The following is a 24,653-nucleotide window of genomic DNA, read 5'->3' on the forward strand; positions in this document are numbered from 1 at the left end:
GCCGGCGGTCAGTTCGACGCGATCTGGTGCCCGTCCGGGAAGTCGGTGGACCGCGAAAGCTCTTCCCACGCCTCGATGTCCGCGGTCACCGCGGCGCGGCCTGCCGCCACGAGCCGCAACGCGTCCGAACCGAGCACGAGGTGCACCGGCGGCTTTTCCGCCTCGACCACCTTCAGCACGGCTTCGGCGGCCTTGGCCGGGTTGCCCAGCTGGTTACCGCTCGCGGCGAGCCGGGCCGCCCGGATCGGTTCGAACAGCTCGTCGTAGTCCGGGATCGACCGGTCGCTGCGGACCATCGACCGGCCCGCCCAGTCCGTCCGGAAGGAACCGGGCTCGATGATCGTCACCCGCACCCCGAACCCCGCGACCTCCTTGGCCACGGTCTCCATCATGCCCACCACCGCGTACTTGCTGCCGCAGTAGTACGCCAGCCCGGGCACGGTCATCAGCCCGCCCATCGAACTGACCGCGAAGATGTGCCCCGAACGCCGCTTCCGCATGCCCGGCAGCACCGCGTGGACGGTGGCCGCCACCCCGAACACGTTGGCGTCGAACTGCGCGCGCAGCTCGCCCATCGGGGATTCCTCGAACACGCCCTCGTGCCCGTACCCCGCGTTCGCGATCAGCACGTCGACCGGGCCGACGGTGCGCTCGACCTCGTCCACCACGGCGAAGACGGCCTCGTCGTCGGTCACGTCGAGCTGCCGCGCGTGGGCGCGGCCGGGTGCGAGCGCCTCGAACCGCTCGAGGTCTCCGGTCTTGCGCACGGTGCCCACGACGGTGTGACCAGCTGCCAGCGCACCCTCCGCGAAGGCGCGGCCGAGGCCGCTGCTGGCACCGGTGATCAGGAAAGTTCGCTTGGTCATGCCCCAGACTCTACACGACGTCGAAAAAACTCGACACTGTGTCAGACCTCTCGTCCGCGCCAGCCCCCGGCCCGCCGCGCCGGCTTGAACAAATAGTCAAAGGTGCCCGCACAAAGTGTTGTTTGCCCTCCGCGGAAACACCTCCTTAATCTGATCGCACCCATTCGGGTTTCCTGCCGGAAGAACACCGACGAAGAAATGCGGGGACATGTTCCGAGAAAGCCTGCGCGGGATTCGCGTGCTCGACTTCACCCACGTCGTGGCCGGGCCCGTCTGCACGATGACGCTGGCCGACCTCGGCGCGGACGTCGTGAAGGTCGAGCCGCCCGCCGGCGAGATCGGGCGCCGGGTGGGCCCACCGTGGCTCGGCGGCCAGAGCGTCATCTCCCTGAGCGTCAACCGGAACAAACGCAGTCTCGCCATCGACCTGAAAACGCCCGAGGGCAGGCGGATCGTGCGCCGGATGGTGTCGCGGGCGGACGTACTGGTCGAGAGTTTCCGGCCCGGGGTGATGCGCGGGCTCGGACTCGACCACGACACGCTCGCCGTCGCCAACCCCGCGCTCGTCTACTGCTCGATCTCGGCCTTCGGCCAGGAGAGCCCGGCCCGCGACCGGCCCGGGGTCGACGGGGTCATCCAGGCCGTCACCGGGCTGATGAGCACGCTGGGCCACCCGGGTTCCGGGCCGGCGAAGGTGCAGATCCCGGTGGCCGACATGGTGACCGGCTACCTCGCGTCGATCGCGGTCCTGGCGGCCCTGCGCGAGGTCCGCGACGGCAAACCCGGCCAGCACCTCGACGTCAGCCTGTACAACGCGACGATCATGCTGCAGCAGACCAGTTTCGCGTCGTTCCTGACCTCGGCCGCCGAACCGGAGCGGCTGGGCAGCGCCGCGCCCTACGCCGCGCCGAACGAGGCGCTGCCCACGGCCGACGGCTGGATCATGGTCGCCGCGTACGACCCCAAGCGGTGGGCCGCGCTGTGCCGGGCACTGGAAGCCCCCCACCTGACGGCCGATCCCCGCTTCGCCACCAACGCCGACCGCGTCGCCCACCGGCCGGAGCTGCGGGCCGAGCTGAGCCGCCTGTTCGCCCGGCGCACGACGAGGTCGTGGCTGGAAATCCTTGCTTCCCAAGACATCCTGTGTGCCCCCGTGGCCGGGTACCGGGAGGTCGTCGAGTCCGAGGAGTACCGCGCGAGCGGGGTCGAAACGACGGCGGGACCGGTGCGGATGCCGGGCTTCGTGCTGGGACCGTCCCAGCCGGACGGTGCGCCGGACCGGCCCGCGCCGCTGCCGGGCCAGCACTCGGCGGCCGTCCTCGCCGAGTACGGGCTGTCCGGAGCCGAGATCGCCCGCCTTGCCGACCGGGGTGTGATCAGCGCCGGCCCGACGACGCGAACCGAGGTGATCGCGTGAACGACCGCCGCCCCACCTTCGCCGACAAGGGAACGGACAGCCGATGAACGACGAAAACCCCCTCGTGACAACCGATCTCGCCGACGGTGTCCTCACGATCACCCTTGACGCCCCGGAGACCGGGAACGCCCTCGACCTCGCCATGACGGACGCGCTGGCCGGAGCGCTCGAGGACGCCGGGAACACACCGGACGCGCACTGCGTGCTGCTGCGGTCCTCGGGACGGCACTTCTGCACCGGCGGCAACGTCAAGGACATGGCGCGGGGCGCCGACCTGATGGCCGGGACGACCACCGACATCCAGGACCGGCTGCGCCTCGGACTGCACCGGATCACGCACGCGCTGCGGAACCTGGAGGTCCCGTCGGTCGCCGCGGTCAACGGTGCCGCCGTCGGCGCGGGGTTCGACCTCGCCCTGATGTGCGACGTGCGCATCGCCGCGCGGTCCGCCCGGTTCGCCGAGAGCTTCCTGCGGCTCGGCCTCGTGTCCGGGATCGGCGGCGCGTGGTTCCTCACCAGGGTCGTCGGCCTCGCCAAGGCCATGGAACTCACGCTGACCAGCGAGTTCATCTCCGCCGAAACCGCCGCTGAGCTGCGAATCGTCTCGCGCGTCGTCGACGACGACCGGCTGGCGGCCGAAGCCGCGGACCTGGCGCGCACGATCGCCGCCCAGCCGCCCCACGCGCTGCGCATGGCCAAGCGGCTCGTGCGGGAGTCGGCGGAGTCCGGGCTGCCGTCCGCACTGGAGCTGGCGGCCGCGATGCAGGCGATCCTGCTGTCCGGCGACGAACACCGCACCACCGTCAAGCAGTTCCTGGAGAACCGACGCTAGCCGTCTCGACGAGGAGATGCCATGAAGAACCCGGGGATCACGAGGATCGTGGGAGCCTCCAGCATCGGCACGGTGCTCGAGTACTACGACTTCTTCGCCTACGTCGCGCTCACCGGCACGCTCACCCAGCTGTTCCTGCCCGCGGGTGACCCGGTCGTCGCGACGCTGCTCGCCGCCGCCACCTTCGGGGTGTCCTATCTGGCCCGTCCACTGGGCACGGTCATCTTCAGCCCGATGGCCGACCGCATCGGGCGGAAGAAGACGTTCGTGGTGACCCTCGGCGTCATGGGGGGCGCGACGGTCGCCATCGGCTGCCTGCCCACCTACGCCGCGGCAGGCAGCTTCGCCCCGGCCGCGCTGCTGTTCCTGCGCGTCGTCCAGGGCGTCGGGCTCGGCGGGGAGTACGGCTCCGCGGTCGTCTACGTCACCGAGCACGCTCCGCGCGGACGGCGCGGGCGCTACACCAGCGTCCTGCAGAGCACCGCGAGCGTCGGGCTGCTCATCGCGCTGGTGCTGGTCTCCCTGCTCAAGGTGACCCTCACCCCCGCGGCCTTCGCGGGCTGGGGCTGGCGGATCCCGTTCCTGCTGTCCGCGCCGATCGTGCTCGTCGCGACCCTGGTCCGGCTGCGGATGAGCGAGACCCCCGTGTTCACGGACCTGCGGAACTCGGGGCAGCTGGCGAAGTCGCCGCTGCTGGACACGGTCCGCACCTGGAAGTCGTGGAAAGCCATCCTGCTGGGCACTTTCGGCGCGCAGGGCGGCACCTCGGTGACGCTCTACACCTCGATCGTCTACATGCTCTACTTCCTGCAGACCGTGCTCAAGGTCGACGAAACCCACACCAACCTGTGCCTCGCGATCGCGATCGTCCTCGCGGCACCGTGTTACCCGCTGTTCGGGGCCCTGTCCGACCGCATCGGCCGTTCCCGGGTGATGCTGCTCGGCATCCTCCTGTGGGTGCTCGCCGCCTACCCGGCGTTCGCCGGTATCCGCGCGGCCGCCGGGTCCTCGTCGTGGCCGGCGGTCACGGCGCCCATCACCGTGCTGGCGGTCCTGACCGCGATGGTGATGGCACCGCTGCCGGCGTTCATCACCGAGCAGTTCCCGCCCCAGAGCCGCACGACGGGGTTCGGTTTCGCCCAGCAGCTCGGGAACATCCTCTTCGGCGGCTTCCTGCCGTTGATCAGCCTGTCCCTGGTCTCCGCGACCGGGAACCAGCTGGCGGGGGTCGGGTACTCGATCGCCTCACTGCTCCCCTGCCTGGCCGTCACCCTGTTCTGGGGCATCCGGTCGGAGCGGGCCCGTGCCACGGCGGCCGGCCGGAGCGAGGCGCCGGTGTCCTCGCGGACGACCGGTGGCGCATTACGCTGATGAGCGTGACCGCCCGCCGCGATCCCCTGCCGCCGCTGAACCCCACGCGGGTGTTCGCGACGACCGGGCGGCTGCTGAGCATTTCGAAGGCGGCCGCCGAGCTTTCGGTGACCCCCGCCGCGGTCAGCCGCCAGGTGCGTGCTCTCGAACGCTACCTGGGCGTGGCCCTGTTCCACCGGGTGCACGGCGGCCTGGAGCTGACCGCGGCGGGCTCGCGGTACCTGGCCGACATCACGCCGCTGTTCGCCGCCTTGGAGAAGGCCACCGAAGCGGTCCGCGGCGGGGTTCCGGGCACCACGCTCAAAATCCGGTCCCCCGCCACCTTCGCGGTGCGCTGGCTGATCCCCCGGTTCGCCGGTTTCCACCGCGCCCACCCCGAGATCGACGTCCAGCTGACCACCTCACCCGCACCGATCGACCTCGACCGGGAAGACATCGACGCCGGCATCCAGCTCGGTGACTGCGACTGGCCACAGCTGTCCAGCCAGCGGCTCATCCCGAACGAGCTGGTACCCGTGGCCGCTCCGCGGCTGGCAGCCACGCTCAGCGAGCCGGCCCGGACCGCGGAGGCGACGCTGCTCCACTCGCTGGCGCGGATCGACGACTGGGCGCTGTGGCTCGAGGCGGCGGGACTGTCCACAGTCACCGCCCACAGTGGAATGAAGTACGAGACCTCGCTGCTGGCCTACCAGGCCGCGATCGAAGGACACGGCGTCGCGATCGCCCAAAAAGCTCTCGTCGAGAAGGAGCTGGCGGACGGCTCCCTCGTGGCCCCCTTCGACTTCACCCTCGACCGCGGGCGGTTCACCTACTACTTCGTGTGGCGCGCGGACCGGCCGCAGTCCCCCGCGGTGGTCGCGTTCCGCACTTGGCTGGTTTCCGTCATCGCTCACTGACCGTTGTTCCGCAGGAACGCGGTGAGGGCATCGCGGGTCTCGAGGAGCCGGCGCGCCTTGTCCTCCATCTCGTCGCGGATCTCCGCCACCCGGGCCATGATCCCGGAGCACTCCCCTTCGAGCGGACCGGCGTCACCCGTGCACGGCAGGACGCGTTCGATCAGCGTCATGGGGAACCCCAGGTCAAGCAGTGACTTGATGGTCGAGACCACTGCCACCGTCTGCTCGTCGTAGTCGCGGTACCCGTTGGGCTGCCGGACGGACGAGATCAAGCCGAGTTCCTCGTAGTACCGCAGGGATCTCGGACTCGCCCCGGAAGCCCGGCTCAGCTCGCCGATCTTCATGCCTGACGCTCGCTTCCACTTGACTTTGACACCGGTGTAAGAGTTTAGCGTGGTGTTTCCACCGCGAAACCGCTTACGAACGGAATCACCATGAAGGTCTTCATCACCGGCGGGACGGGCTATCTCGGCACCGTCCTCGTCGAGCACCTCGTCAAGGCCGGACACGACGTCGCAGGCCTTGCCCGCTCGGACGCCGGCGCCACCCGCCTGCACGAGGCGGGTGCCACACCCGTAGCCGGATCGCTCAGCGACACCGCCGTCCTGGAAGGCGCCGCGGCGGCCGCCGATGCCGTCGTTCACGCAGCGGTCGACTACGCGATGACCGACGAATCGGCAGCGGTGGAGCTGGCCGCGGTCAAGGCACTGGTCGCCGGCGCCGCATCCGGGACTGTCCCGAAGCCGTTCATCTTCACCAGCACCGCGCTGGTCTACGGGTTCGAGGACGACCGGGACACGTCGGAGGACGCTGTTCTGCCGGAGGTCAGCGCGCAGCCGGTGAAGGTCGCGGCCGAACGCATCGTCCGCGGCGAGGCGGGCATCTCCGGCATCGTGTTCCGCGCCGGGCTGGTCTTCGGCCGCGGTGGTTCCCCGGTCGTGACGGGACTGATCCAGTCCGCCCAGCACACCGGCACGTCGATCTACGTCGGACACGGGGAGAACGCGTGGACCCCCGTCCACGTCGACGACCTCGCCGACCTGTACGTCGCGGCGATCGAACGCCCGGTCTCCGGCGTCTACAACGTCGCCGGCACCGTGCCGTTCACGTTCCGGGCGCTCGCCGGAGCGATCGGAGACCTGACCGGGAAGCCGGTGGCGTCCGTGCCGCTCGAGGTCGCGGAACAGAACTTCGGGCCGGCTGCCCGCATCCTGACGACGACGAGCCGTCTCGATGCGGCCAAGGCCCGCGACACCTTCGGCTGGAGTCCCGCGCCGCGATCGCTCATCGACGACGTCCGTTCCGGGTCCTACGCCGAGGCCGCCGCGAAATGAGCCCGAGCCTGCGGAGCCGGCTGCTCGCCGGCGCCATGACGGTCCTGCGTGCCCGAGAAGAGGGTGACCATCACGCGGAGCACGTTCCGCGACTGGCCGGTGTTCACGCTCGCGCCGGAGACGCCCTCCGGGAAGCAAGCCCTGTACCTGCACGGCGGGGCGTGGGCAGCGGAAATCCAGGCCAGGCACTGGAACCTCGCCGTCCGCACCTCGCGGACCTTCGTCGTACCGATCTTCCCGCTCGTTCCAGCAGTCACCCACCGGGACGTCACCCCCGTGCTCACGGACCTGTGGATGGCGATCGCAGGCGAGGCGCCAACGGCACTCGTCGGGAGCCACAACGGCCTTGAACATGCTTGTCGCCCTTCCCGAAAAGGCCCCCGCAGCCGATACGACAGTGCTGCTGTCCCCGACGTTCGACCTCACGTTCGCCAACCCGGAAAGCGCCCGCATCGCCCCCCGCGATCCGCTGCTGAAGCTCGACCACATCCGCGCTCTCGCCGCAAGTTACGCGGGCCCAGACGGGCCCGACAGCGGACTGGTCAGCCCCGTTCGGGCCCGGGTGGACCACCTCGGCGCGATCACCATCTTCACCGGCACCAGAGATCTCCTGAACCCGGACGCCCACCTCGCCCGGGACGCCCCCGGCACGCAGGTGACCGTTGAAGAGACCGCCGGCATGGTGCACGACTGGATGTTGTTGCCGGTCCCCGAGGCGAAAACGACCCGCGCCCACATCGCTCGCCTCCTGCGGTAGGCAGCACGCGGGCCGTCCACCCGTCGATGGCAGTATAGTGAACGCTACATTCAGATTAGAACAGGAGTGATCGGTCATGGCGCCCCCCTTCGACGACGGTTTGACCATCCTCCCGGTGCCCTACGGCCACCCGGACGCGACGAGGTTCACCGCTGCCCTGCAGCAGATCTACGTCGACCTGTACGCGGTCGAAGACGTCACTCCGATGGACCCCGCGGAGTTCACCCTCCCCAGTGGACTGTTCCTCGTCGGCTACCTCGGCGACGAGCCCGTCGCCAGTGGGGCGTGGCGGGCACACGACAGTCCGGCGCCGGATTTCCAGTTCGGCGATGCCGAAATTAAGCGGATGTACGTCGCCGAAAACGCCCGTGGCCGCGGCTACGCGCGACTGGTGCTCCGCGAGCTGGAGCGGACCGCAGCGCTCGCCGGCCGCAAGCGCGTGGTGCTGGAGACCGGTGTCAGGCAACCCGCGGCGATCGCGCTCTACCGGTCGGCGGGCTACACCGACATGCCCAAGTTCGGCCTGCACAAGGACATGCCCGAAATCCTCTGCCTCGGCAAGGAGCTCTCGTGAGCGGTACCGACGTGAAAGGACGTGCATGAAGATCGGTATCACGCTGCCCAACCTGGTGGGTGGAACCCGGGAGATCCCGGGCTGGGCAGCCACGGCCGAAGAGGCCGGTTTCGCCTCGTTGGGCACGGCAGGCCGCTTCGCCTACCCGGCGGTCAGCGACACCGTCGCACTGGCCGCGGCCGCCGCGGTGACCGAGCGGATCGTGATCGCCCCGGGCTGGCCGGCGGCCCTGCTGGCCAAGGAGGTCGCCGGATCGACGCGGTGTCGGGCGGACGGCTGACGCTCGGCATCGGAGTGGGAGTCCGGCCGGACGACTTCGTGGTCCCCGGGCACGGGGTGGAGGGGCGCGGCCGGCGCCTCGACGCCGATCTGCGCACCTACCGCGGTGTCTGGCGCGGGGAACCGGTGGCGGGCGGAGAAAATCCGGCGGTCCCCGCGGGGACCCGCCAGATTCCGCTGCTGTTCGGCGCACAGAGCGAGCCGGCGCTGCGGCGGGCCGCGCGAGAAGGCGATGGCGTCACAGGTCCGACGGTGCCGGCCGCGATGGTGGGTTCCGTGTTCGACGCGGCCCGCGGCGGGACGCACCAGTCCGCCACGGCTCGTGGGACTCGCCTACTTCGGGTTCGGCGACGTCGAACGACCACGGGCGGCGGTGCGACTTCTACTCCTCCAGGAGTTCCAGGACCTGGGGGCGGACGATCTCGTCTTCCTGCCGGCCGAAAGTGGCATCGACGCGGCGACCCAGCGCAGGCGCCGGCGTGCCGGATCGTCAACCGATGGCGGCGCGCACCGCGGGCACGATCTCGCGTGCCGACCGGGCGCGGGCACGCTCGGCATCCTCCGGGCTGTCCGCGACCGGTGAGAACACGAACCCGCCCGCGCCGAAGTCGTTCACCGCGGTGGTGAGCTCGTCGACCCATTGCCACACCGAACCACCCACCCACGTGCCGTCGGGATTGCGCGTGGTCGGGGCCGTGCTCGCCGACTGCCGGCGAAGCGAGGTCAGCATCTCGTCGGCCGAGCCACCCGCACGGCTGCCGTCGACGTCGCGGATCGCCAGCGGGGCGTCGGTGATCCGGCCGGCCACGTTGTAGATGGTCGAGATGGCCGCCGGATCCCGTCCCGCCTCGTCCGCCGCCTCGTCGATGACCTGCCTGGACGTCCTGACGTACTGGCTCCGCCAGTCGTACCCGCCCCCGGGGTTCCACGCGTCCGGGGACCAGGCCGTCGACCCGGTGGAACTCCCCGTCGAAGACCCCCGCCCCGGCACCGAGCGCGATCCGCCCGCCGGACAGCTCGGACAACGCGCTGACGGTCCTGGCCAGCACGGGTACCGGACGGCACGGTCCGGCACCGCTGTCGCGGGCCGAGGGGCGCCACGAGGTCGTTCTCGGGCGCCAGTTTCGGAGGCGCCTGATGCTCCACAATGGACCTCAGGCACGCTGGCGCACTCAGTTGACGAGGTCGAGGAGCGCGCCCAGCAACTCTTCGGGTGTCTCGACCTGCGGCAGGTGGCCGGTGCGGGGGATCAGCGTGAACGTCGACCGCGGGATCGCGACGGCGTAGGCCCTGCCGTAGTCGGGGTCGACGATGCGGTCGCTTTCGCCCCAGACCACGTGGACCGGGATGTCGAGGGCGCCGAGCCGACCGGCGAGTGCCGGGTCCGCCATGGCCGGGCCGGTGTAACCGATCAGGGCCCGCACGTCCGGGCTCGGTCCGGTGCCGCCACCCGGCGGAACCGGTGCCTTGCTCGGGTCGTGGAAGGAGTGCGCGCGGAGCTCGGCGGGCGAGAGGCCGCTGACGTCGGTCGGCGGGTGGCCGTCGACCTCGATCCCGATCCCGTCGATGATCACCGCGGCGCTGACTCGCGGGCTCTTCTGCAAAGCGATTTCGGCGGCCAGCCAGCCCCCGAAGGAGTTGCCGATCACGGTGACGTCGGTGAGGTCGAGCTCCTCCAGCAGCGCGACGTAAGTCCGTGCCAGCGCCTTGACGTCGGTGAGGCTTTCGGCTTTCGGTGTGCCGCCGAAGCCCGGATGGGTGGGCAGCAGCACCCGCGAACGGGTGCGCTCGGCGAGCAGATCGGCGAAACCGGCCATCGTGGTGACGCCGCCACCGCCGTGCAGGAGCAGGAACGGGCGGGTGCGGTCACGGTCCTGGAGGGTCACCTCGACCGGGCCGAGCGCGCGGGTTTCGGTGCGGGTCGGCCGGAGCGAGCCGGTCGTGGGGAGAGTCGTCATGGGTCCTTCTCGGTCGCACGGGTAGTATCTAAGGAACCTTATATAAGGTTCCTTAGATAAGCAACCTTATTCCAGTCGGTTAGGATGCGTGGCATGAAGTACCGCCCCGGTGATGTCGCGCTGGCCGTCAAGCGCCTGCAGTACCGCCACCACCGCGCGCTCAGCCGCGCGCTGGCGCCGCTGGACCTTTCCCTCGTGCAGTGGGACACGCTGCGGCACCTGCACCGCCGGCCGGACGCCTCGCTCCACGACCTGGCGGTGCTGACCTTCCAGACCGACCAGTCCTTCGGTTCGCTGGCCACCCGGATGGCCGAGCGCGGTCTGATCGAACGGGTTCCCGGCCCCGGCCGGGCGGTACGGCACCGGCTCACCGACAAGGGGGCGCGCCTGCGCGCGGAAGGGCAGGAACTCGTGGACGCCATCGCCGAGTCCTCGTTCCAGAACCTGTCCGCCGCTGAGCTCGACCAGCTGGGCGAGCTCCTGGATCGCGTCCTCGGCCCCGACCCGACGGCTTAGCGACGACCTACCACTCATCGTCCACAGTGGACGTTCTCCTCACTCAGGTCCGCCGCACCGGCGGGACGGCCGGGTGGCGCCGTCGTTGAACCTCGCCAGCAGCGTGGCGAAGGTGCGGACGTCGGATGCCGTCCACGACGCGAGGAGCTCGGCCAGCCGCCCGGTCCGCGCGGCCCGGACCTCGTGGAGCTGCCGCGAGACGGTCGGCAGGGTGACGCCGGCGTGGCACGCCAGCGCGGTGACCCGGCACGGGCCCTGCTCGGCCAGGTGGGCCAGCAGCCGGTACGCGGCGTCGGTGAGCTCGCGGCGCACGTCGCGGCGCGGACGTCCCGACGCGGCCCGGTCCTGGCGGACGAAGACGGCGAACTCGCGTTCGAGGTCCGCGATCGTTCCCTCGTCCAGCGTCATCGCGGGCCGTCCGCGGTCACGGCGTTGGTGGTGCGCAGCGGCACCGCGTACCGGAAGATCGTGCCGGTCGCCTGCCCGTAGGCGTCCTCGACCACGGCCCGGACCGGCGCGGGCAGCCCGGCCGGCCGGGACAGTGACCCACCGGCAGGCACACCCAGCCCCGCCATGACCCTCTGCCCGACGTCGGCGGCCAGCACCGCCCCGAGCGCGGAGACCCCGATCGTGCCCCCGAGGGTCCGGAAGAACGAGACCGAGGACGTCGCCGCGCCCAGCTGGCCCGGGCGCACCTGGTTCTGCACGGCGAGCACCAGGTTCTGCAGCATGACGCCCAGCCCCAGGCCGAGCAGGCCCATCGCGAGCGCCAGCCGCCAGTACGGGGTGTCCCGCTCGGTGAAGCCGAGCAGGGTCAGCCCGCCGGTGATGAGGACGGCCCCGGCGACCAGGAACGGCTTCCACCTCCCGGTGGCCGAGATGATCCGCCCGGCGACGCTGGAGGCGAGCGCGAGGCCGAGGATCTGCGGCAGGGCGAGGATGCCGGCCATCGTGGGCGACCTGCCTTCGGCCAGCTGGAAGTACTGGCTGACGTAGGTCGCCGCGGCGTAGAGGGCGACACCGACCGCGAGGCCCGCGATGATCGCCAGCACGACCGTCCGGGTGCGGAACAACCACAGCGGCAGCACCGGGGCCGCGGCCCGCCGTTCGACCGCGACGAACGCCAGTGCCAGCACCAGCGTCCCGGCGAGCAGGGCCGCGGTCTGCCAGGACAGCCAGGCGTAGCGGTCGCCGGCGAGCGTCACCCAGATCAGCAGGAGCGACGCGGCCGCCGTCAGCAACGCGGAACCGGCCCAGTTGATCTTCACCGAGCCCTTGACGACCGGCAGCTTCAACGTCTTCTGCAGCACGACCAGTGCGACGACGGCGAACGGCACGCCGACGAAGAAGCACCAGCGCCAGCCGAGCCAGCCCGTGTCGACGATAAGCCCACCGATCAGAGGCCCGGCACTGGTCCCGACCGCGAACACCGCGCCGAAGTAGCCGGAGTACCGGCCGAGCTCCCGCGGCGGGATCATCGTCGCGATGATCACCTGGATCAGCGCCATCAGCCCGCCCGCGCCGATCCCCTGCACCACGCGCGCCGCGATCAGCAGGCCCGCGTCGGCGGACAGGCCCGACAGCACCGAGCCGACCGTGAAGACGGTCAGGGCCGCCTGGATGAGCAGCTTCTTCGTGCAGGTCGGCGACGATCGTCGGCAACGCGTTGGTCACGACGGTCGACGACAGGATCGCCACGAAGATCCCGAGGTACAGGCCGGACAGCGCCTGCAGGATCTGCCTGCGGGTCATCGGGTCACCGTGCGGCTTGCTCGACGAGCCTGGTGACCACGTCCGGGCGGCTGAGCATGACCGCGTGGGAAGCGTCCACCTCGGTGATCCGGGCACCGGCGCGGGCGTCCATGAAGCGCTGCAGGTCCGGGCTGATGGCGCGGTCCTGGCGGGTCAGCAGGGCCCACGACGGGATCGTGCGGAAACCTTCGGTGGCACTGGGATCGGTGACGGCACGGGTGTTGGCGGGCCGCTGGGTGGTGGCGAGGTCGGCGGCGAGGGTCGGGTCGAGGTCACCGGCGAAGGCCGTGCGGAACTGCGCCGGGTCGATGGTGACCTCGGCGCCACCGGGCACCGGGGTGGTGATCAGCGGCAGCGGGGTCGCGGACTTCGCGGCGAGGTCGCCGATGGTCTCCCCCTGCACCGGGATGAACCCGGCGACGTAGACGAGGGCCTTCACGTCGGGCACGGCCGTGGCGGCGTTGGTGATGACCGCGCCGCCGTAGGAGTGACCGACCAGCACCTTCGGACCGCCGATGGTGGCCAGGTAGCTCGTGACGTACGCGGTGTCGCTGGTCAGGCCCTGGAGCGGGTCGGCGATGGCGCGCACCGGGTAGCCGTCGCGGCGCAGCCGTTCGATCACGGGGTTCCAGCTCGAGGAGTCCGCCCACGCGCCGTGGACGAGCACGACGGTCGGCTTCGGGGCGCCCGGTGAGCCACCGGTGGCCGAAGCCGTGGCCGACACGGTGCCGGCGAGCAGGGCGAGCACCGCGACACCGCCGGCGGCGAGGCGGGAAATGCGGAAACGCATGGGAAGTCCTTTCCAGAAGACGTGCCGGGGTTCCGCCCCGCCGGGTGGCGGCGGGGCCGGAAGACCGGTGGGACGGGGTCAGCGGCCGTAGGCTTCGAGCAGCCGCAGCCACACCTCGCTGACCGTCGGGAACGCCGGGACCGCGTGCCAGAGCCGATCGATCGGGACCTCACCGGCCACCGCGATCGTGGCCGCGTGGAGCATTTCCGCGACATCCGGACCTACCAGAGTCACGCCGACGACCACCTTGCGGTCCTCGTCGACGACCATCCGGGCGTGTCCCCGGTAGCCCTCGGCGTGCAGCGAGGACCCGGCCGTGGCGGCCAGGTCGTAGTCCACGACCCGGATGCGCAGCCCGGCGGCCTCGGCCTTGGCGGCGGTCAGTCCTACGGCGGCGATTTCGGGGTCGGTGAACACGACCTGCGGCACCGCGCGCTCGTCGGCGGTGGCCGCGTGGCGGCCCCACGGCGCGTCGTCGACGGGTTCCCCCTTGGCGCGGGCCACGATCGCGTCACCCACCGCGCGAGCCTGGTATTTGCCTTGGTGCGTCAGCAAAACCCGCCGGTTCACGTCACCGGCCGCGTAGAGCCAGTCGTTGACCCGCAGGGTGTCGTCGACCGTGAGCCAGGCACCCGGCGTCAGGCCGATGGTCTCCAGACCGAGGTCCTGGGTGTTGGGTGTGCGGCCGATCGCGACGAGCAGCTCGTCGGCTTCGACGTGTTCGCCGTAGGTGAGCGTGATCGCCACCGTGCCGTCGTCGTTGCGCTTGACGGACGCGGCCTCGGCGCCGACGCGCACCGAAACTCCCTTTTCCCGCAAGGAAGACGCGACCAGCTCGCCGACGAACGGCTCGTTGAGGTGTAACACGCCGTCACGGGCCAGCATCGTCACCGAAGACCCCAGCTCGCTGAACGCGGTCGCCATCTCCGAGGCCACGACACCGCCGCCGATGATCGCCAACCGGGCCGGAACCTCCTTCGCCGCAACGGTTTCGCGGCTCGTCCACGGCTTCGCGTCGCGGAGGCCCTCGATGTCCGGGACCAGCGCGCCGCTGCCGGTGGCCACGACGACCGCGTGACGCGCGGTCAGTGTCGTGGTGGTGCCGTCGGCGGCGGTGACCTCGACGACCCGGTCGCCCGCGATCCGGCCGTGCCCGCGGTGCAACGGGATACCGACCGAGTCGAGCCAGGACACCTGGCCTTCGTCGTTCCAGTTCGAGGCGAACTCGTCGCGCCTGCGGAGCACGGCGGCGACGTCGAGCTCGCCCGTCACCGCCTCCCGCGCGCCGGGCACCTGCCGGGCCGCGCGCAACGCCGCCCCGCTGCGCAGCAGCGCCTTGGTCGGCATGCACGCCCAGTAGGAGCACTCGCCGCCGACCAGCTCGCGCTCGACGATCGCGGCGGTCAGACCGCCTTGCACCACCCGGTCGGCCACGTTCTCCCCGACCGGGCCGGCCCCGATGACGACGACGTCGTAGGTGGTCATGTCACTTCCCCTTCGCGGCGCGGCCGAGCCGGATCGCCGAGACGAGGAAGAAGATGCCGCCGAGGACGGCGTAACCGGCCACATTGGTCAGCGAGGGCTTCGCCCCGGAGGCACCGAGGATGAAGTTGGCGCCGGCCAGCACGGAGATGCCGCCGCTGAGGATCATCGGCCACTGCCCGCCCATCCTGCGGCGGACCAGCGCCACGATCAGCTGGACCAGCCCGGCCACGATCGCCCAGGCACCCCACACCCGCAGCACGGCCGGGATACCGGAAGCCGCGGCGACACCGATGCCGATGGTGGCGAGCAGGCTGATCGCCATGTTCACGTACAGCCCGCGGACCGACTTGGAGCCCTTGGCCGACCGGGCGTCCACAATGGCCGAACCGACGTCGAACAGCGGGTAGACGACGACCAGGACGATCCCGGCCGGCCCCAGCCCGGATTTGGTCGTCAGGAACACCAGGACCGCCCACACGATGGCGAACGCGAAGCGCACGAAGTACAACCGGCGCAGTGCCGGAGCGAACCCACCGACGGCGGGCGAGTCGACTGAAGTCACCAGAATCCCTTCAAAGGCCGCGGGGAACCTCCCCGACAAGACCGAACGTTCTATCTCCCTCAGCATGGCCGCCTCGCGAGGCAATGTCAAGACCGATCGTTCTTTCCGATGTCTTACGCACCGGGAAACCCGGCGGACCTCGGGGATCCGCCGGGTCGGCTCAGGCCCAGCTCCGGTATTCGTCGGCGGGCAGCGGGTGGTCCACGGGTACCACCCGCGAATGGACCGCGGTCAGGCAGCCGGGGCAGAACAACTGGCGGAACACGACTTCCGCGTCGACGTACTCGAGCGGGTCGTGCCAGATGTGCGGTCCCGCCTCGGTGGGCGGCGCGTCGCGGCGGGCGAGCCCGGCGACGAACGCGCCCCCTTCCAGTGGCCCGATTTCCGTTCCACAGTGGACACACGCCACCGTCCCGTCGGCCAGTACGGCGAGGTTGTCGTCCAGTCGCCGCACCTCGCCCAGGTCCGGTGTGCCGATGGGCGTCAGCCCGGTCAGCCCCGCGCCGGAAGCCCGGCGACGCCGCAGTTCCGCGCGTCGCTCCTGGGTCGCCGCCACGTCCACTTCGCCGCCGCGAAGCACGACGCCGTAGACGTCCGCGGCCGCGGCCACCGTCACACGAACCTGCCGCACGTCCTCACGCACGCTTTCGGGCGAGCGGAGCAACGGGTCGCCGTACCCGCCACCGGCCTGCCAGTGCAGGTACAGCGCGTCACCCGGCCCGAGGTGCGATTCGCCTTCGCAGGGCAGCACCTCGATCTCCCCGCCCAGCTCGCCCAGGCCGGCGGGGATGGTGGCCGCCTGGGCGAGCTGGGGCCGGTGGGTTCCGCGCACGACGAGATCGAGCTGGGAATTTCCGGGATACCCGCCGGCCAGGCCGACGTTCTGGTTGGCCACCTTGCCGGTACCGGACACGACCAGCGACATGGTCCCCTTCTGGTCGGGGTGCTGCACGTAGCAGACCGACCCGCTCATCCCGCCCCGCTGCCGCCCCGGGCCGCCGGAGTCGGTCTCCTCCCGCCGCCACAACGCCACGAGGGGGTAGAGGTACTCCGTCATCTCGACGTCCGGTGCCCGCGCCGAGGGGATGATCAACCGGCCGCCGGTGTCGACGCCGTCGTGGTACACCTGCGCGCCGTAGCCGCCCGCCATGACGTCGAAGACCGGCGACACGAAACCCTTGCTGCCCCCGCCGCGGGTGTCCACACCGGACACCACGCACAGGTCCGTGGTGCCGTTGCAGATGGACTGCACGTCGGTGCGGTGGGCGGGTTCGGCGTCCAGCATCTTGGCCAGCACCTCGGCGACGAGGTTGCCCGACCCCCAGGCCGGGCCGAACGGGCCCTTGCCCACCGCGGCCGGGAAGGACGCGTTGGTGATCGTGTCCTCGTCGGTGACGATCTCGAAGCAGCGCATCAGCCCGCCCGCCGCCCACGGGATGTCCCCGGCCAGCAACGGGAGCATCGTGAAGACGATCCCCGCCCGCAGCCCCGGGTAGGGGCAGTTGATGATGCCGGTCTGCTCAGCGGTGCCGCGGAAGTCGAAGACGAGCTTGCCGGCTTCCTTGGTCATCGCGACCTTGATGGCGTGCAGGCCGCGGTCGCCGGTCCCCGACTGCTCCTGGTAGCCGACCGCGGACCACGTCCCGTCCGGCAGGGTCTCGAGCTTCGCGCGCAGCCGCCGTTCGGCGTCGTCCATCATCCGCCGCATCACCGACTTCACGGTGTCGGCGCCGTACTTGGTGATCAGCCGGAGGATCTGCTCGGCCGCGTTCTTGTTGGCGGCGATCTTCGCGCGCAGGTCGAGGCCCACCAGGTGCGGCAGCCGGGACCGGCGGACCCACGCGTCGGCGACGTCGCGCTGCAGCACCCCGCCGCGCACCACCTTCATCGGCGGGGTCGGGACGGCCTCGCCGAAGACGTCCTGCGCGGACGGGCTGAACGAGCCCGGCCGCGGCCCGCCGAGGTCGACCTGGTGGGCGATCGCGGTGGTCCAGCCGAACAGCTTGCCGTCGTGGAAGACCGGCGCGAGGACCGCGGCGTCGTTCTGGTGCAGCCCGCCGCCGATCCACGGGTCGTTGCACAGGAACATGTCCCCCTCGGCGATGCCGGGGTTGTCGCTGCGGTGGCGCAGCGTCCAGGTGATCGCCAGGTCCATCGAGCCGATCAGGCCGATGTTGTACGTGCCGACCTGGACCTGCTCGCCGAGCTCGTCGCAGATGGAGAAGTTGAAGTCGTTGGACTCGGTGACGACGTGCGAGCCCGACATGCGCCGCAGCGTCTCCCCCATCTCCTGGGTGATCGCCCACAGCCGGTGCCGGACGACCTCGTAGGTGAGCGCGTCCACGTCGGCGTCGCCGGTCTGGTGCAGCGGCAGGGACGGCGAGATCTGCCGCAGCAGTTCTTCGCGCGGCATCGGGCGGCTGGTGAACTCGTCCGCGCCGGGGATTCGAGAAGTCATGGTGTCCTCACTGGTAGCGCAGCACGAGGTTGCCGAGGTGGTCGACGCGGCCGGTGACCCCGGCGGGGATCACGACCACGGTGGTCGGGACGTCGACGATCGCGGGTCCGGCGAGTTCGTGGCCCGCCCGCAGCCGGGCGTAGTCGTAGACGGGCGTCATCACGTAGCCGGTCTGGGAGTCGAGGCAGACCGAGCGTTCGCCGAGCAGGGCTTCGCGCGGGTCGGCGCTGTCGGCCTCCGGCACTTCCGGCAGCACGACCGGGAAACCGAGCCCCGCCTTGGCCCGCATGCGGTAGGTGATCGCCTGCACGCCGGCTTCGCGGTAGCCGGCACCGCTGCCGTTGATGCGTTCGTACTGCTCCTCGAAGCGTTCGAGGATCTCCTCGCCGGTGCGCTCGGTGAACTTCGCGTCCGGGACGGCCGTCGCGAGTTCGGTCACCTGCATCGAGTACCGCAGGTCGATCTCGCGGTGCAGCGAGACGTCGTGGAACTTCACCTTCTGCGCCTCCAGCGCGCGCTGCAGGTCGGCCTCCAGCCGCGCGAAGTGCGCCTCGAGCACCGTGTGGTCGACGGGGAACGACGACGGATCGGACAGCTCCGCGCTCAAGGCGACGTCCGAAGCCGCGAGCCCGTACGCCGAGAAGGCCGACGCGACCGGCCCCAGCGGCACGACGACCTCGCGCACGCCGAGGTCCTGGCAGTAGCCGGCGCAGTGCGCCGGTCCCGCTCCCCCGAACGCGTAGACGACGAAGTCACGCGGGTCGTAACCGGCCTGCACGACGGCCCGGCGCAGGAGATCGCCCGCCTGCGCGTTCTGCACCTCGTGGATGGCGATGGCGGCTTCCTCGACGGTGAGCCCGAGCGGCTCCGCCACGTGCACGCGGATCGCCTCCCGCGCGAGGTCCATCCGCAGCGGCTTGCGGCCGCCGAGCAGGCCCCGCTCGCTGAGGATGCCGAGCACGAGGTTGGCGTCGGTGTTCGTCGGCCGCGTCCCGCCGTTGCCGTAGCAGGCCGGGCCGGGCACGGCTTCGGCGCTCTGCGGGCCCAGCCGCAGGTTGCCGCCTTCGTCCACGGACGCGATCGCGCCCCCGCCGGAACCGATGGTGTGCACGCGGATCGTCGCCGCGTTGATCGGGAACTGGTTGACGACCGAACCGGGCGCCATCACCGGTTCGCCGTCGACGATGAGGCCCGCGAGGAACGTCGTGCCGCCGACGTCGGTGGTGATGACGTTGCGGTGGCCCAGCTGCCCGGCCAGGCGCATCCCGCCGACGACACCGCCGGACAGGACGGACCCCACGGTGGTGATGGCGTGCTCGGGGGCCCGGTCGGCGGTGATCGTGCCGCCTTCGCTCTGCATGACGAGCAGCGGCCCCTTGAGCCCGCCTTCCTCCAGGTGCTTCCGCAGCGGCAGCAGGTAGGTGCGCAGCCTCGGGCCGATCTGCGCGTTCATGATCGTCGTGGAGGTGCGCGCGAATTCGCGGATGCGGGGGCTGACCTCCGAGGACAACGTCACGTACACCTCCGGCGCGATCTCGTGGATGAGCTCGCGGACGCGCTGCTCGTGCACGGCGTTCTTGAACGACCACAGCAGGCAGACGGCTATCGCCTCGACACCTTGGTCCACAAGGGACTGTGCGACGCGGCGGACCTCGTCCTCGTCAAGGGGCACCAGGACCTTCCCCGCGTGGTCGATCCGCTCGGTGACCTCCAGTGCCCGGTACTTCGGGATCAGCGGCGCGGGTTTGCGCTGGCGCAGCGTGTCCTGGATTTCGTGCGCGGAGCGGCCGAGCGTGCGGCCTTCGGCGTTCATGATGTAGATCGCGTCGCGGTGGCCCTTGGTGGCGATCAGCCCGACGTCGGCGACCTGGCCCTGGACCAGTGCGTTGATCGAGGCGGTCGTGCCGTGGGCGATGTAGTCGGTCTGCGCGAGCAGTTCGCCGACGCCGATGCCGAGCTCGGCGGCGAGGTCGTCGATCGCGCGCATGACGCCGACTTCGCGGTTCGGCGGGGTGGTCGGTGTCTTGGCCGACACGATCCGCCCGGCGCCGTCGGAGGCGACCGCGTCGGTGAACGTGCCGCCGACGTCGATGCCCAGTGCGTATGGCATTGCGTTTCTCCTGGTGTCCGTTACCGCCGGCGGGCAGTGGCTGTGGTGAGGAGCTCCTCGGGCGGGGCGTCGGCGCCGCCCATCCAGGCGATGTGCTGGTCCGGGCGGACGAGCAGCAGCTGGGCGGGGTACCGGCCGGGCAGGTCGACGACGGTGAGCGGGATCCCGAGATCGCGGGCCACCGTCGTCCACGGCGTCACGGCGACGCCAGGGTCGGTGCGCAGCAAGGTGAAGCCGGGGCCGAGCACGTCGAACACCGGCCGTCCGTCGTCGAGCCAGACATGCGGCAGGCGGAACCCCGGCCGCGCGCGGTCCTGGTAGTCCCCCATGGTGATCTCGGCGTGGTCTTCCCCGCCGACCACCAAGGGCGAGCCCGCGTAGTGGTAGCCGAAGCTGAAGCCGTCAGGGGAATACCGCCGCGGCTCGGTTTCCGCCAGGCGCGCGGCCAGCTCCGCGCGGGCCCGCTCGCCTTCGGGGCCGGGCAGGTGGATGTCCGGGGAGACGTCCGCGAACGAGGTCCGGGCCTGGGCGCCCACGGCGGTCGCGAACTGCTCGCCGACCGGCTTGCGTTCCAGCTCGTACGCGTCGAGCAACTCCGGAGGAGCCCACCCGTGGTGCACGGCGGCCAGCATCCAGCCGAGCGTCGCCGCGTCCTGGATGCCCGCGTTCATGCCGAACCCGCCGACGGGGATCCAGATGTGCGCGGCGTCCCCGGCGAGGAACACGCGGCCGGCGCGGTACCGCTGGGCGACCAGCCGCCGGCCGGTCCAGCGCACCACGCCGAGCACCTCGTGCTCGACGGGCCTGCCCACCGACTCCCGCAGCAGTTGTTCGGGGTCTTCCGTTTCGGTGTCGTGGTCCGGGGCGAAGGCGACGTGGTTGAGCCACAACGACTCGCCGTCGATGGCGATCAGCGAAGCGATCCGGCGGCCGTAGGTCCAGTACGTCCAGGCCCGGTCTTTCGCGGCCAGCCTGCCCAGTTCGGGCGAGCGGACGAAGGTCGACACGAACCGCTGGATCGCATCGACGCCTTCGTACCGGATACCCAGCTGCCGCCGGACGGTGCTGTGCGCGCCGTCGCAGCCGACGACGTACGCGCACCGCAGTGTCCGCCGTTGCCCGGCCCCCTCCACGACGGCCTCGACGTGGTCGTCGTGCTGCCGGAGTTCGACCAGCCGGGTGCCGCGGTCGAGGGTCAGCCCGGGCTGCTCGCGCGCGTGCTTCTCCAGGATGGGTTCGAGGTACAGCTGCGAGATCCGGTGCTGTGGTTCCGGAGTGGGCCAGTTTTCCTTGCCCTTGCCCGCCAAAACGTCTTGCGCGGACGGCAGGTCGATCCGGTAGATCTCCTCGCCGTCCAGCGTCGTCCGGTACTGGATCGACGTCGGATGGTCGGCGGGCAACCCGGCCCGGCGGATCTCGTCGGCCAGCCCGAGGCGCCGGAAGATCTCCATCGAGCGCGCGGACGTCGTGTTGCACCGCGGGTTCACGGGCCGTTGCCCGGTCGCTTCCACCACGTGGCAGGGCACGCCGCGCTGCGCGAGGTCGAGGGCGAGGGTCAGGCCGGCCGGGCCGGCGCCGACGATCAGGATTCCGGTCATGCGCTCAGGAACTCCCCTACCAGCTTGGTGAACTCGTTCGGCCGGTCGACGTGGATCCAGTGCCCGGCGCCCGCCACCACGTGCAGGCGCCCGTGGGGCAGGTGCGCGACCAGGCGCTCGGAGACTGCGACCGGCGACACCCGGTCGCGTTCGCCGTGCAGCGCGAGCACCGCCGTGCCGATCTTCGCGAGGTCGACCGGCGGGTCGCCCTCGTCGTCGGCGAACATCGACCGGAACGCCGCCTCGGCGCCTGGACGGAGTGCTTGCCTGAACCGGAGTTCGGTCAATTCGTCGAGGAGTCCTTTGTGGACGCCCTCGTCCGCGACGAGGCGAGCGAGGGTGGCACGCATGGACTCTCGGCTCGGGTTGTCGTAGAAGGGAACCGCCGTCGGCAGCGGTCCGGTGCCCGCCCCGCCCATGACCACGGCGCGCGCGATCCTTTCCGGCGCGACGGACAACAGTGCCAGTGCCGCGGCCCCGCCTGCGGCGGAGTTGCCGACGACGTGCACGCGGTCCAGCCCGTGGTGGTCGAGGAGGTCGAGGACCTGCCGGGCGCGGGCCAGCGCCCACGCGCGGGGACCCTTGAGACCGTCCGTCCCGGCGATCCGCGTGCCGAACCCGAGCAGATCGGGGGCCAGACAACGGAACTCGCGGTCGAACCCGGCCCGCACGCTCGCCCAGTTGCTCGCGGCGTCCACGCCGGGCCCGCCGCCGTGCAGCAACACCAGTGCAGGCTCGGTCATGCCTCCGTCACCGCGCTTTCGACCGGCCGGTCCGCGGTGGCGCTGACGCCCCGGCCGAACCGGGCGAGCAGGAGCGTCGCGACGGCACCGAGGACGCCGGGGATCGCGAAGAAGCGGAACATCGAAGCCGGAGCCCAGCCCGCCTGCAGCAGGAACCCGGCGACCAGGGGTGCGAGCACTGCACCGAGCCTGCTCACGGCGACCGCCATGCCGAGCGCGGTCGCGCGTGCTTCGGCGGGGTACAGGCTCGGCACGATGACGTTGATCCCGGTGACGGTCCCGTTGAGGAACAACCCGACGAGCACCGCCACGACCAGGGCGAGCGCCAGCGTCCCGAGCGAGAACGAGAACCCGATGAGGGCGACGGCGCCGATGCCGAAGTAGGCCGCGGTCAGCCGTCGCGGGCCGAACCTGGTCACCAGCAGTCCCAGCAGGACCGCGCCCGTCACGCCGCCGAGGCTCAGGAGGACACCACCGCTGATGCCCTGCCGGCTCGACATCCCCGCCTTCAGCAGCAGGCTGGGCGTCCACGAGCTGGCGAAGTAGAACATCAGCTGCGCCACGACGAACGCCACCCAGACCAGCACGGTCCGCACGGCGTTGCTCCCGCGGAACAGCGAGTCGAGAACCACCTTGCGCGTTGTCACTGCCGACGGTGCCGCAGGCAGCTCCTCGACCGGCGTACGGCCGATCGAGACGAGGATCCGGTTGAGCTTGCGCAGCGCCTGCCGGGGACGGCGGGCGACGAGGAAGTCCATCGACTCCGGCAGGAAACGCAGCGCCACCGCGAAGAGGAGCGCCGTGACGATCGCGCCGAACAGGAAGACCGAGCGCCAGCCGAACGAGCCCAGCAGCAGGCTTGCCGCGATTCCGGCGATCACCGAGCCCAGGCCGTACCCGGTGGTGATGAGCGCGACGACCAGCCCCCGGCGCCGGTGGTTCGCGTACTCGGAGGTGAGCACCGGCAGGCCGGCCGCCATCGCGCCCACGGCCGCACCCGTCACCACCCGGCAGGCGAGCAGCTGGCCGAAGTCCCGGGTCGCGGCGGCGGCGAGCATGCCCAGCGACGCCAGGGCGAGACAGCCGAGGGTGAGCCGGCGGCGGCCGACGCGGTCGCCGAGCGGGGCGAGGAAGAGCCCGCCGACCGCCATGCCGGCCAGCCCGCCGCTGAGCAGCACGCCGACCGACGAGGGCGACAGGCCCCACTGCCGGGTGATCGCGGGGCCGACGAACGAGGTGACCAGCAGGTCGAACCCGTCGACCAGGTTGATCACGAGGCAGAGCGCGACCGCCCTCACCTGGGCGCGGCTCATCGGTGAGTTCTTCACCTGTTCGAGCAAGTTCAAGGGAACCTCGCTTCGTTGCGGCGGTCGGTTGACGTTCCCCCCGGAGAAGCTCTGTATGTAGCGCTCACTCTACAACCTGCGAGACGGGTTGACCAGCACTCGAAACGGGAACGATCCACAGTGGCCGTCGCGGCGACGATTCCTTGAACCGAGCCGATCCCACGCACCGCGGCGGCCCGCCGCCGGCTACCCGGCCGGATCGAGGCGGTGCCGCAGGAGCTCGTCGACTTCCCGCAGGAAGGTCTCGCACACCTCGGCCGGGTCCGACAGGCACCCCGCCACCATCGCGCCGTCGCGCAGCATCACGAAGTGCCGCCCCGCGGGCTCCGGCGGGTTCTCACCGACCTGCGCGAGCAAGTCGGTGACGGTGCGGAGGAACCACTCGCGGTGGTCCAGGACGGCCCGGTGGACCGGGTGCGCGGGATCCGGGTACTCGGCCACCGCGTTGAGGAAGGCGCACCCGCGGAACTGGGCCGACCGGATGCCGTCGGCGATCGAGCCGGCGACGGCGCGCAGCACCTCGTCCGCCGGCAAGCCGCTGGTGAGCGCCTTGCCGAGACCTTCGCGCTCCATCTCGTGAACGCCCTGCAGGTACGCCACGACGAGGTCGTCCTTGCTCGGGAAGTGCCGGTACAGCGTGGCGCGGGTGACCTTGGCCTCCGCGACGATCCGGTCGATCCCGACGGAGTGCAGCCCCTCGGCGTAGAAGATCCGGGTGGCGGTCGCGAGCAGCCTCGACCGCGCTTCCGACACCTGGCCTCGAGCATTCCGCACCATGGGGCCGAGTTTAACAGATAGAACGGTCGGTATCCCGCCGTATTCGGCGCACTCCGTCCGCGATTGGGTAGAGTGATCGCTACATACACGAGAGAACGTTCTGTTCACCTTCACCACTCACCTCCGGGGAAGCTCATGCCGCCCTACCTTTCAGGGATGTCCGCGGTCCGCGAGGATCGGCGGATGCAGGTGGAGCGGGTATGGCTTTCATGCCTGCTGCCGGTGATGGTTC

23 protein-coding genes and 2 pseudogenes are annotated in these 24,653 nt (G+C 71.0%); 10 read left to right on the forward strand and 15 right to left on the reverse strand.

Annotated elements, in window-relative coordinates:
- Window positions 1–8: 8 nt before the first annotated feature.
- On the reverse strand, window positions 9–866 hold the full coding sequence (locus tag BMZ92_RS34850; protein ID WP_091516676.1) for an oxidoreductase: 858 nt from the start codon (window positions 864–866) through the stop codon (window positions 9–11).
- Window positions 867–1,074: 208 nt separating this feature from the next.
- On the opposite strand from BMZ92_RS34850, the gene BMZ92_RS34855 reads away from it, so the two are divergent.
- From BMZ92_RS34855 to BMZ92_RS34870, 4 genes are read left to right on the forward strand one after another with little or no spacing between them, the layout of a single operon-like run.
- Window positions 1,075–2,283: a CaiB/BaiF CoA transferase family protein gene (locus BMZ92_RS34855; RefSeq protein WP_091516679.1), complete on the forward strand. Its 1,209-nt coding sequence runs from the start codon at window positions 1,075–1,077 to the stop codon at window positions 2,281–2,283.
- A gap of 43 nt (window positions 2,284–2,326) precedes the next feature.
- Window positions 2,327–3,115, forward strand: coding sequence for an enoyl-CoA hydratase-related protein (locus BMZ92_RS34860; protein WP_091516681.1), 789 nt, complete (start codon window positions 2,327–2,329; stop codon window positions 3,113–3,115).
- 21 nt (window positions 3,116–3,136) lie between these two features.
- Entirely contained in the window at window positions 3,137–4,486 is a 1,350-nt protein-coding gene (locus tag BMZ92_RS34865) for an MFS transporter (RefSeq protein ID WP_091516684.1), read from the forward strand.
- Window positions 4,487–4,491: 5 nt separating this feature from the next.
- Complete coding sequence (locus tag BMZ92_RS34870) at window positions 4,492–5,382, forward strand: LysR substrate-binding domain-containing protein (RefSeq protein ID WP_218153611.1); 891 nt, start codon at window positions 4,492–4,494, stop codon at window positions 5,380–5,382.
- On the opposite strand, the gene BMZ92_RS34875 is transcribed toward BMZ92_RS34870, so the two are convergent.
- Window positions 5,376–5,726 carry a MerR family transcriptional regulator gene (locus tag BMZ92_RS34875; protein WP_091516686.1) on the reverse strand — a complete coding sequence of 117 codons (351 nt, stop codon included), beginning with the start codon at window positions 5,724–5,726 and terminating at the stop codon, window positions 5,376–5,378. The genes BMZ92_RS34870 and BMZ92_RS34875 overlap by 7 nt on opposite strands.
- Before the next feature lie 90 nt (window positions 5,727–5,816).
- On the opposite strand from BMZ92_RS34875, the gene BMZ92_RS34880 reads away from it, so the two are divergent.
- The 5 genes and pseudogenes from BMZ92_RS34880 to BMZ92_RS38475 all read left to right on the forward strand — a co-directional run.
- Window positions 5,817–6,716, forward strand: a complete 900-nt coding sequence (locus BMZ92_RS34880; protein WP_091516688.1) for an NAD-dependent epimerase/dehydratase family protein — start codon at window positions 5,817–5,819, stop codon at window positions 6,714–6,716.
- Window positions 6,717–7,053: 337 nt separating this feature from the next.
- A pseudogene (locus BMZ92_RS34890) lies at window positions 7,054–7,473 on the forward strand (alpha/beta hydrolase fold domain-containing protein); the annotation flags it as partial.
- 100 nt (window positions 7,474–7,573) lie between these two features.
- The gene (locus tag BMZ92_RS34895; RefSeq protein ID WP_091516727.1) at window positions 7,574–8,047 is read left to right on the forward strand and encodes a GNAT family N-acetyltransferase; all 474 of its coding nucleotides are present in this window, start codon (window positions 7,574–7,576) and stop codon (window positions 8,045–8,047) included.
- Window positions 8,048–8,072: 25 nt separating this feature from the next.
- Window positions 8,073–8,327: a hypothetical protein gene (locus BMZ92_RS38470; RefSeq protein WP_245783434.1), complete on the forward strand. Its 255-nt coding sequence runs from the start codon at window positions 8,073–8,075 to the stop codon at window positions 8,325–8,327.
- Window positions 8,328–8,341: 14 nt separating this feature from the next.
- Window positions 8,342–8,545: pseudogene (locus BMZ92_RS38475) on the forward strand (LLM class flavin-dependent oxidoreductase); the annotation flags it as partial.
- Between the two features lie 271 nt (window positions 8,546–8,816).
- On the opposite strand, the gene BMZ92_RS37160 reads toward BMZ92_RS38475, so the two are convergent.
- Both BMZ92_RS37160 and BMZ92_RS34910 read right to left on the reverse strand, forming a co-directional pair.
- Complete coding sequence (locus tag BMZ92_RS37160) at window positions 8,817–9,317, reverse strand: hypothetical protein (RefSeq protein ID WP_143250015.1); 501 nt, start codon at window positions 9,315–9,317, stop codon at window positions 8,817–8,819.
- A gap of 181 nt (window positions 9,318–9,498) precedes the next feature.
- Window positions 9,499–10,284: an alpha/beta fold hydrolase gene (locus BMZ92_RS34910; protein ID WP_091516698.1), complete on the reverse strand. Its 786-nt coding sequence runs from the start codon at window positions 10,282–10,284 to the stop codon at window positions 9,499–9,501.
- 93 nt (window positions 10,285–10,377) lie between these two features.
- On the opposite strand from BMZ92_RS34910, the gene BMZ92_RS34915 reads away from it, so the two are divergent.
- On the forward strand, window positions 10,378–10,800 hold the full coding sequence (locus BMZ92_RS34915) for a MarR family winged helix-turn-helix transcriptional regulator (protein WP_091516700.1): 423 nt from the start codon (window positions 10,378–10,380) through the stop codon (window positions 10,798–10,800).
- Window positions 10,801–10,839: 39 nt separating this feature from the next.
- Here the strand turns inward: BMZ92_RS34915 and BMZ92_RS34920 are convergent, their stop codons facing one another.
- The 11 genes from BMZ92_RS34920 to BMZ92_RS34970 form a co-directional block, all read right to left on the reverse strand.
- Window positions 10,840–11,208 carry a MarR family transcriptional regulator gene (locus tag BMZ92_RS34920; protein ID WP_091516702.1) on the reverse strand — a complete coding sequence of 123 codons (369 nt, stop codon included), beginning with the start codon at window positions 11,206–11,208 and terminating at the stop codon, window positions 10,840–10,842.
- Window positions 11,205–12,386 carry an MFS transporter gene (locus tag BMZ92_RS34925; RefSeq protein WP_218153612.1) on the reverse strand — a complete coding sequence of 394 codons (1,182 nt, stop codon included), beginning with the start codon at window positions 12,384–12,386 and terminating at the stop codon, window positions 11,205–11,207. The genes BMZ92_RS34920 and BMZ92_RS34925 overlap by 4 nt, the downstream gene beginning before the upstream one ends.
- Window positions 12,387–12,556: 170 nt before the next feature.
- Window positions 12,557–13,342 carry an alpha/beta fold hydrolase gene (locus tag BMZ92_RS34930; RefSeq protein ID WP_091516705.1) on the reverse strand — a complete coding sequence of 262 codons (786 nt, stop codon included), beginning with the start codon at window positions 13,340–13,342 and terminating at the stop codon, window positions 12,557–12,559.
- A gap of 78 nt (window positions 13,343–13,420) precedes the next feature.
- A complete protein-coding gene (locus BMZ92_RS34935; protein WP_091516707.1) occupies window positions 13,421–14,827 on the reverse strand; it encodes a dihydrolipoyl dehydrogenase family protein in 1,407 nt (468 codons plus the stop codon).
- 1 nt (window position 14,828) lies between these two features.
- The gene (locus tag BMZ92_RS34940) at window positions 14,829–15,392 is read right to left on the reverse strand and encodes a hypothetical protein (RefSeq protein WP_218153613.1); all 564 of its coding nucleotides are present in this window, start codon (window positions 15,390–15,392) and stop codon (window positions 14,829–14,831) included.
- A 157-nt stretch (window positions 15,393–15,549) separates the two neighbouring features.
- Window positions 15,550–17,847: a hydantoinase B/oxoprolinase family protein gene (locus BMZ92_RS34945; RefSeq protein WP_091516712.1), complete on the reverse strand. Its 2,298-nt coding sequence runs from the start codon at window positions 17,845–17,847 to the stop codon at window positions 15,550–15,552.
- 7 nt (window positions 17,848–17,854) lie between these two features.
- Complete coding sequence (locus BMZ92_RS34950; RefSeq protein ID WP_091516714.1) at window positions 17,855–19,957, reverse strand: hydantoinase/oxoprolinase family protein; 2,103 nt, start codon at window positions 19,955–19,957, stop codon at window positions 17,855–17,857.
- A 20-nt stretch (window positions 19,958–19,977) separates the two neighbouring features.
- Entirely contained in the window at window positions 19,978–21,555 is a 1,578-nt protein-coding gene (locus BMZ92_RS34955) for an FAD-dependent monooxygenase (protein ID WP_091516716.1), read from the reverse strand.
- Window positions 21,552–22,298: an alpha/beta fold hydrolase gene (locus BMZ92_RS34960; RefSeq protein WP_091516717.1), complete on the reverse strand. Its 747-nt coding sequence runs from the start codon at window positions 22,296–22,298 to the stop codon at window positions 21,552–21,554. The genes BMZ92_RS34955 and BMZ92_RS34960 overlap by 4 nt, the downstream gene beginning before the upstream one ends.
- On the reverse strand, window positions 22,295–23,644 hold the full coding sequence (locus tag BMZ92_RS34965; RefSeq protein ID WP_091516720.1) for an MFS transporter: 1,350 nt from the start codon (window positions 23,642–23,644) through the stop codon (window positions 22,295–22,297). Before BMZ92_RS34965 ends, BMZ92_RS34960 begins: the two co-directional genes overlap by 4 nt.
- A gap of 186 nt (window positions 23,645–23,830) precedes the next feature.
- Window positions 23,831–24,397, reverse strand: coding sequence for a TetR/AcrR family transcriptional regulator (locus tag BMZ92_RS34970; RefSeq protein ID WP_091516723.1), 567 nt, complete (start codon window positions 24,395–24,397; stop codon window positions 23,831–23,833).
- Between the last annotated feature and the right edge of the window lie 256 nt (window positions 24,398–24,653).

The organism is Amycolatopsis sacchari (assembly GCF_900114035.1).
GTDB lineage: Bacteria > Actinomycetota > Actinomycetes > Mycobacteriales > Pseudonocardiaceae > Amycolatopsis_E > Amycolatopsis_E sacchari.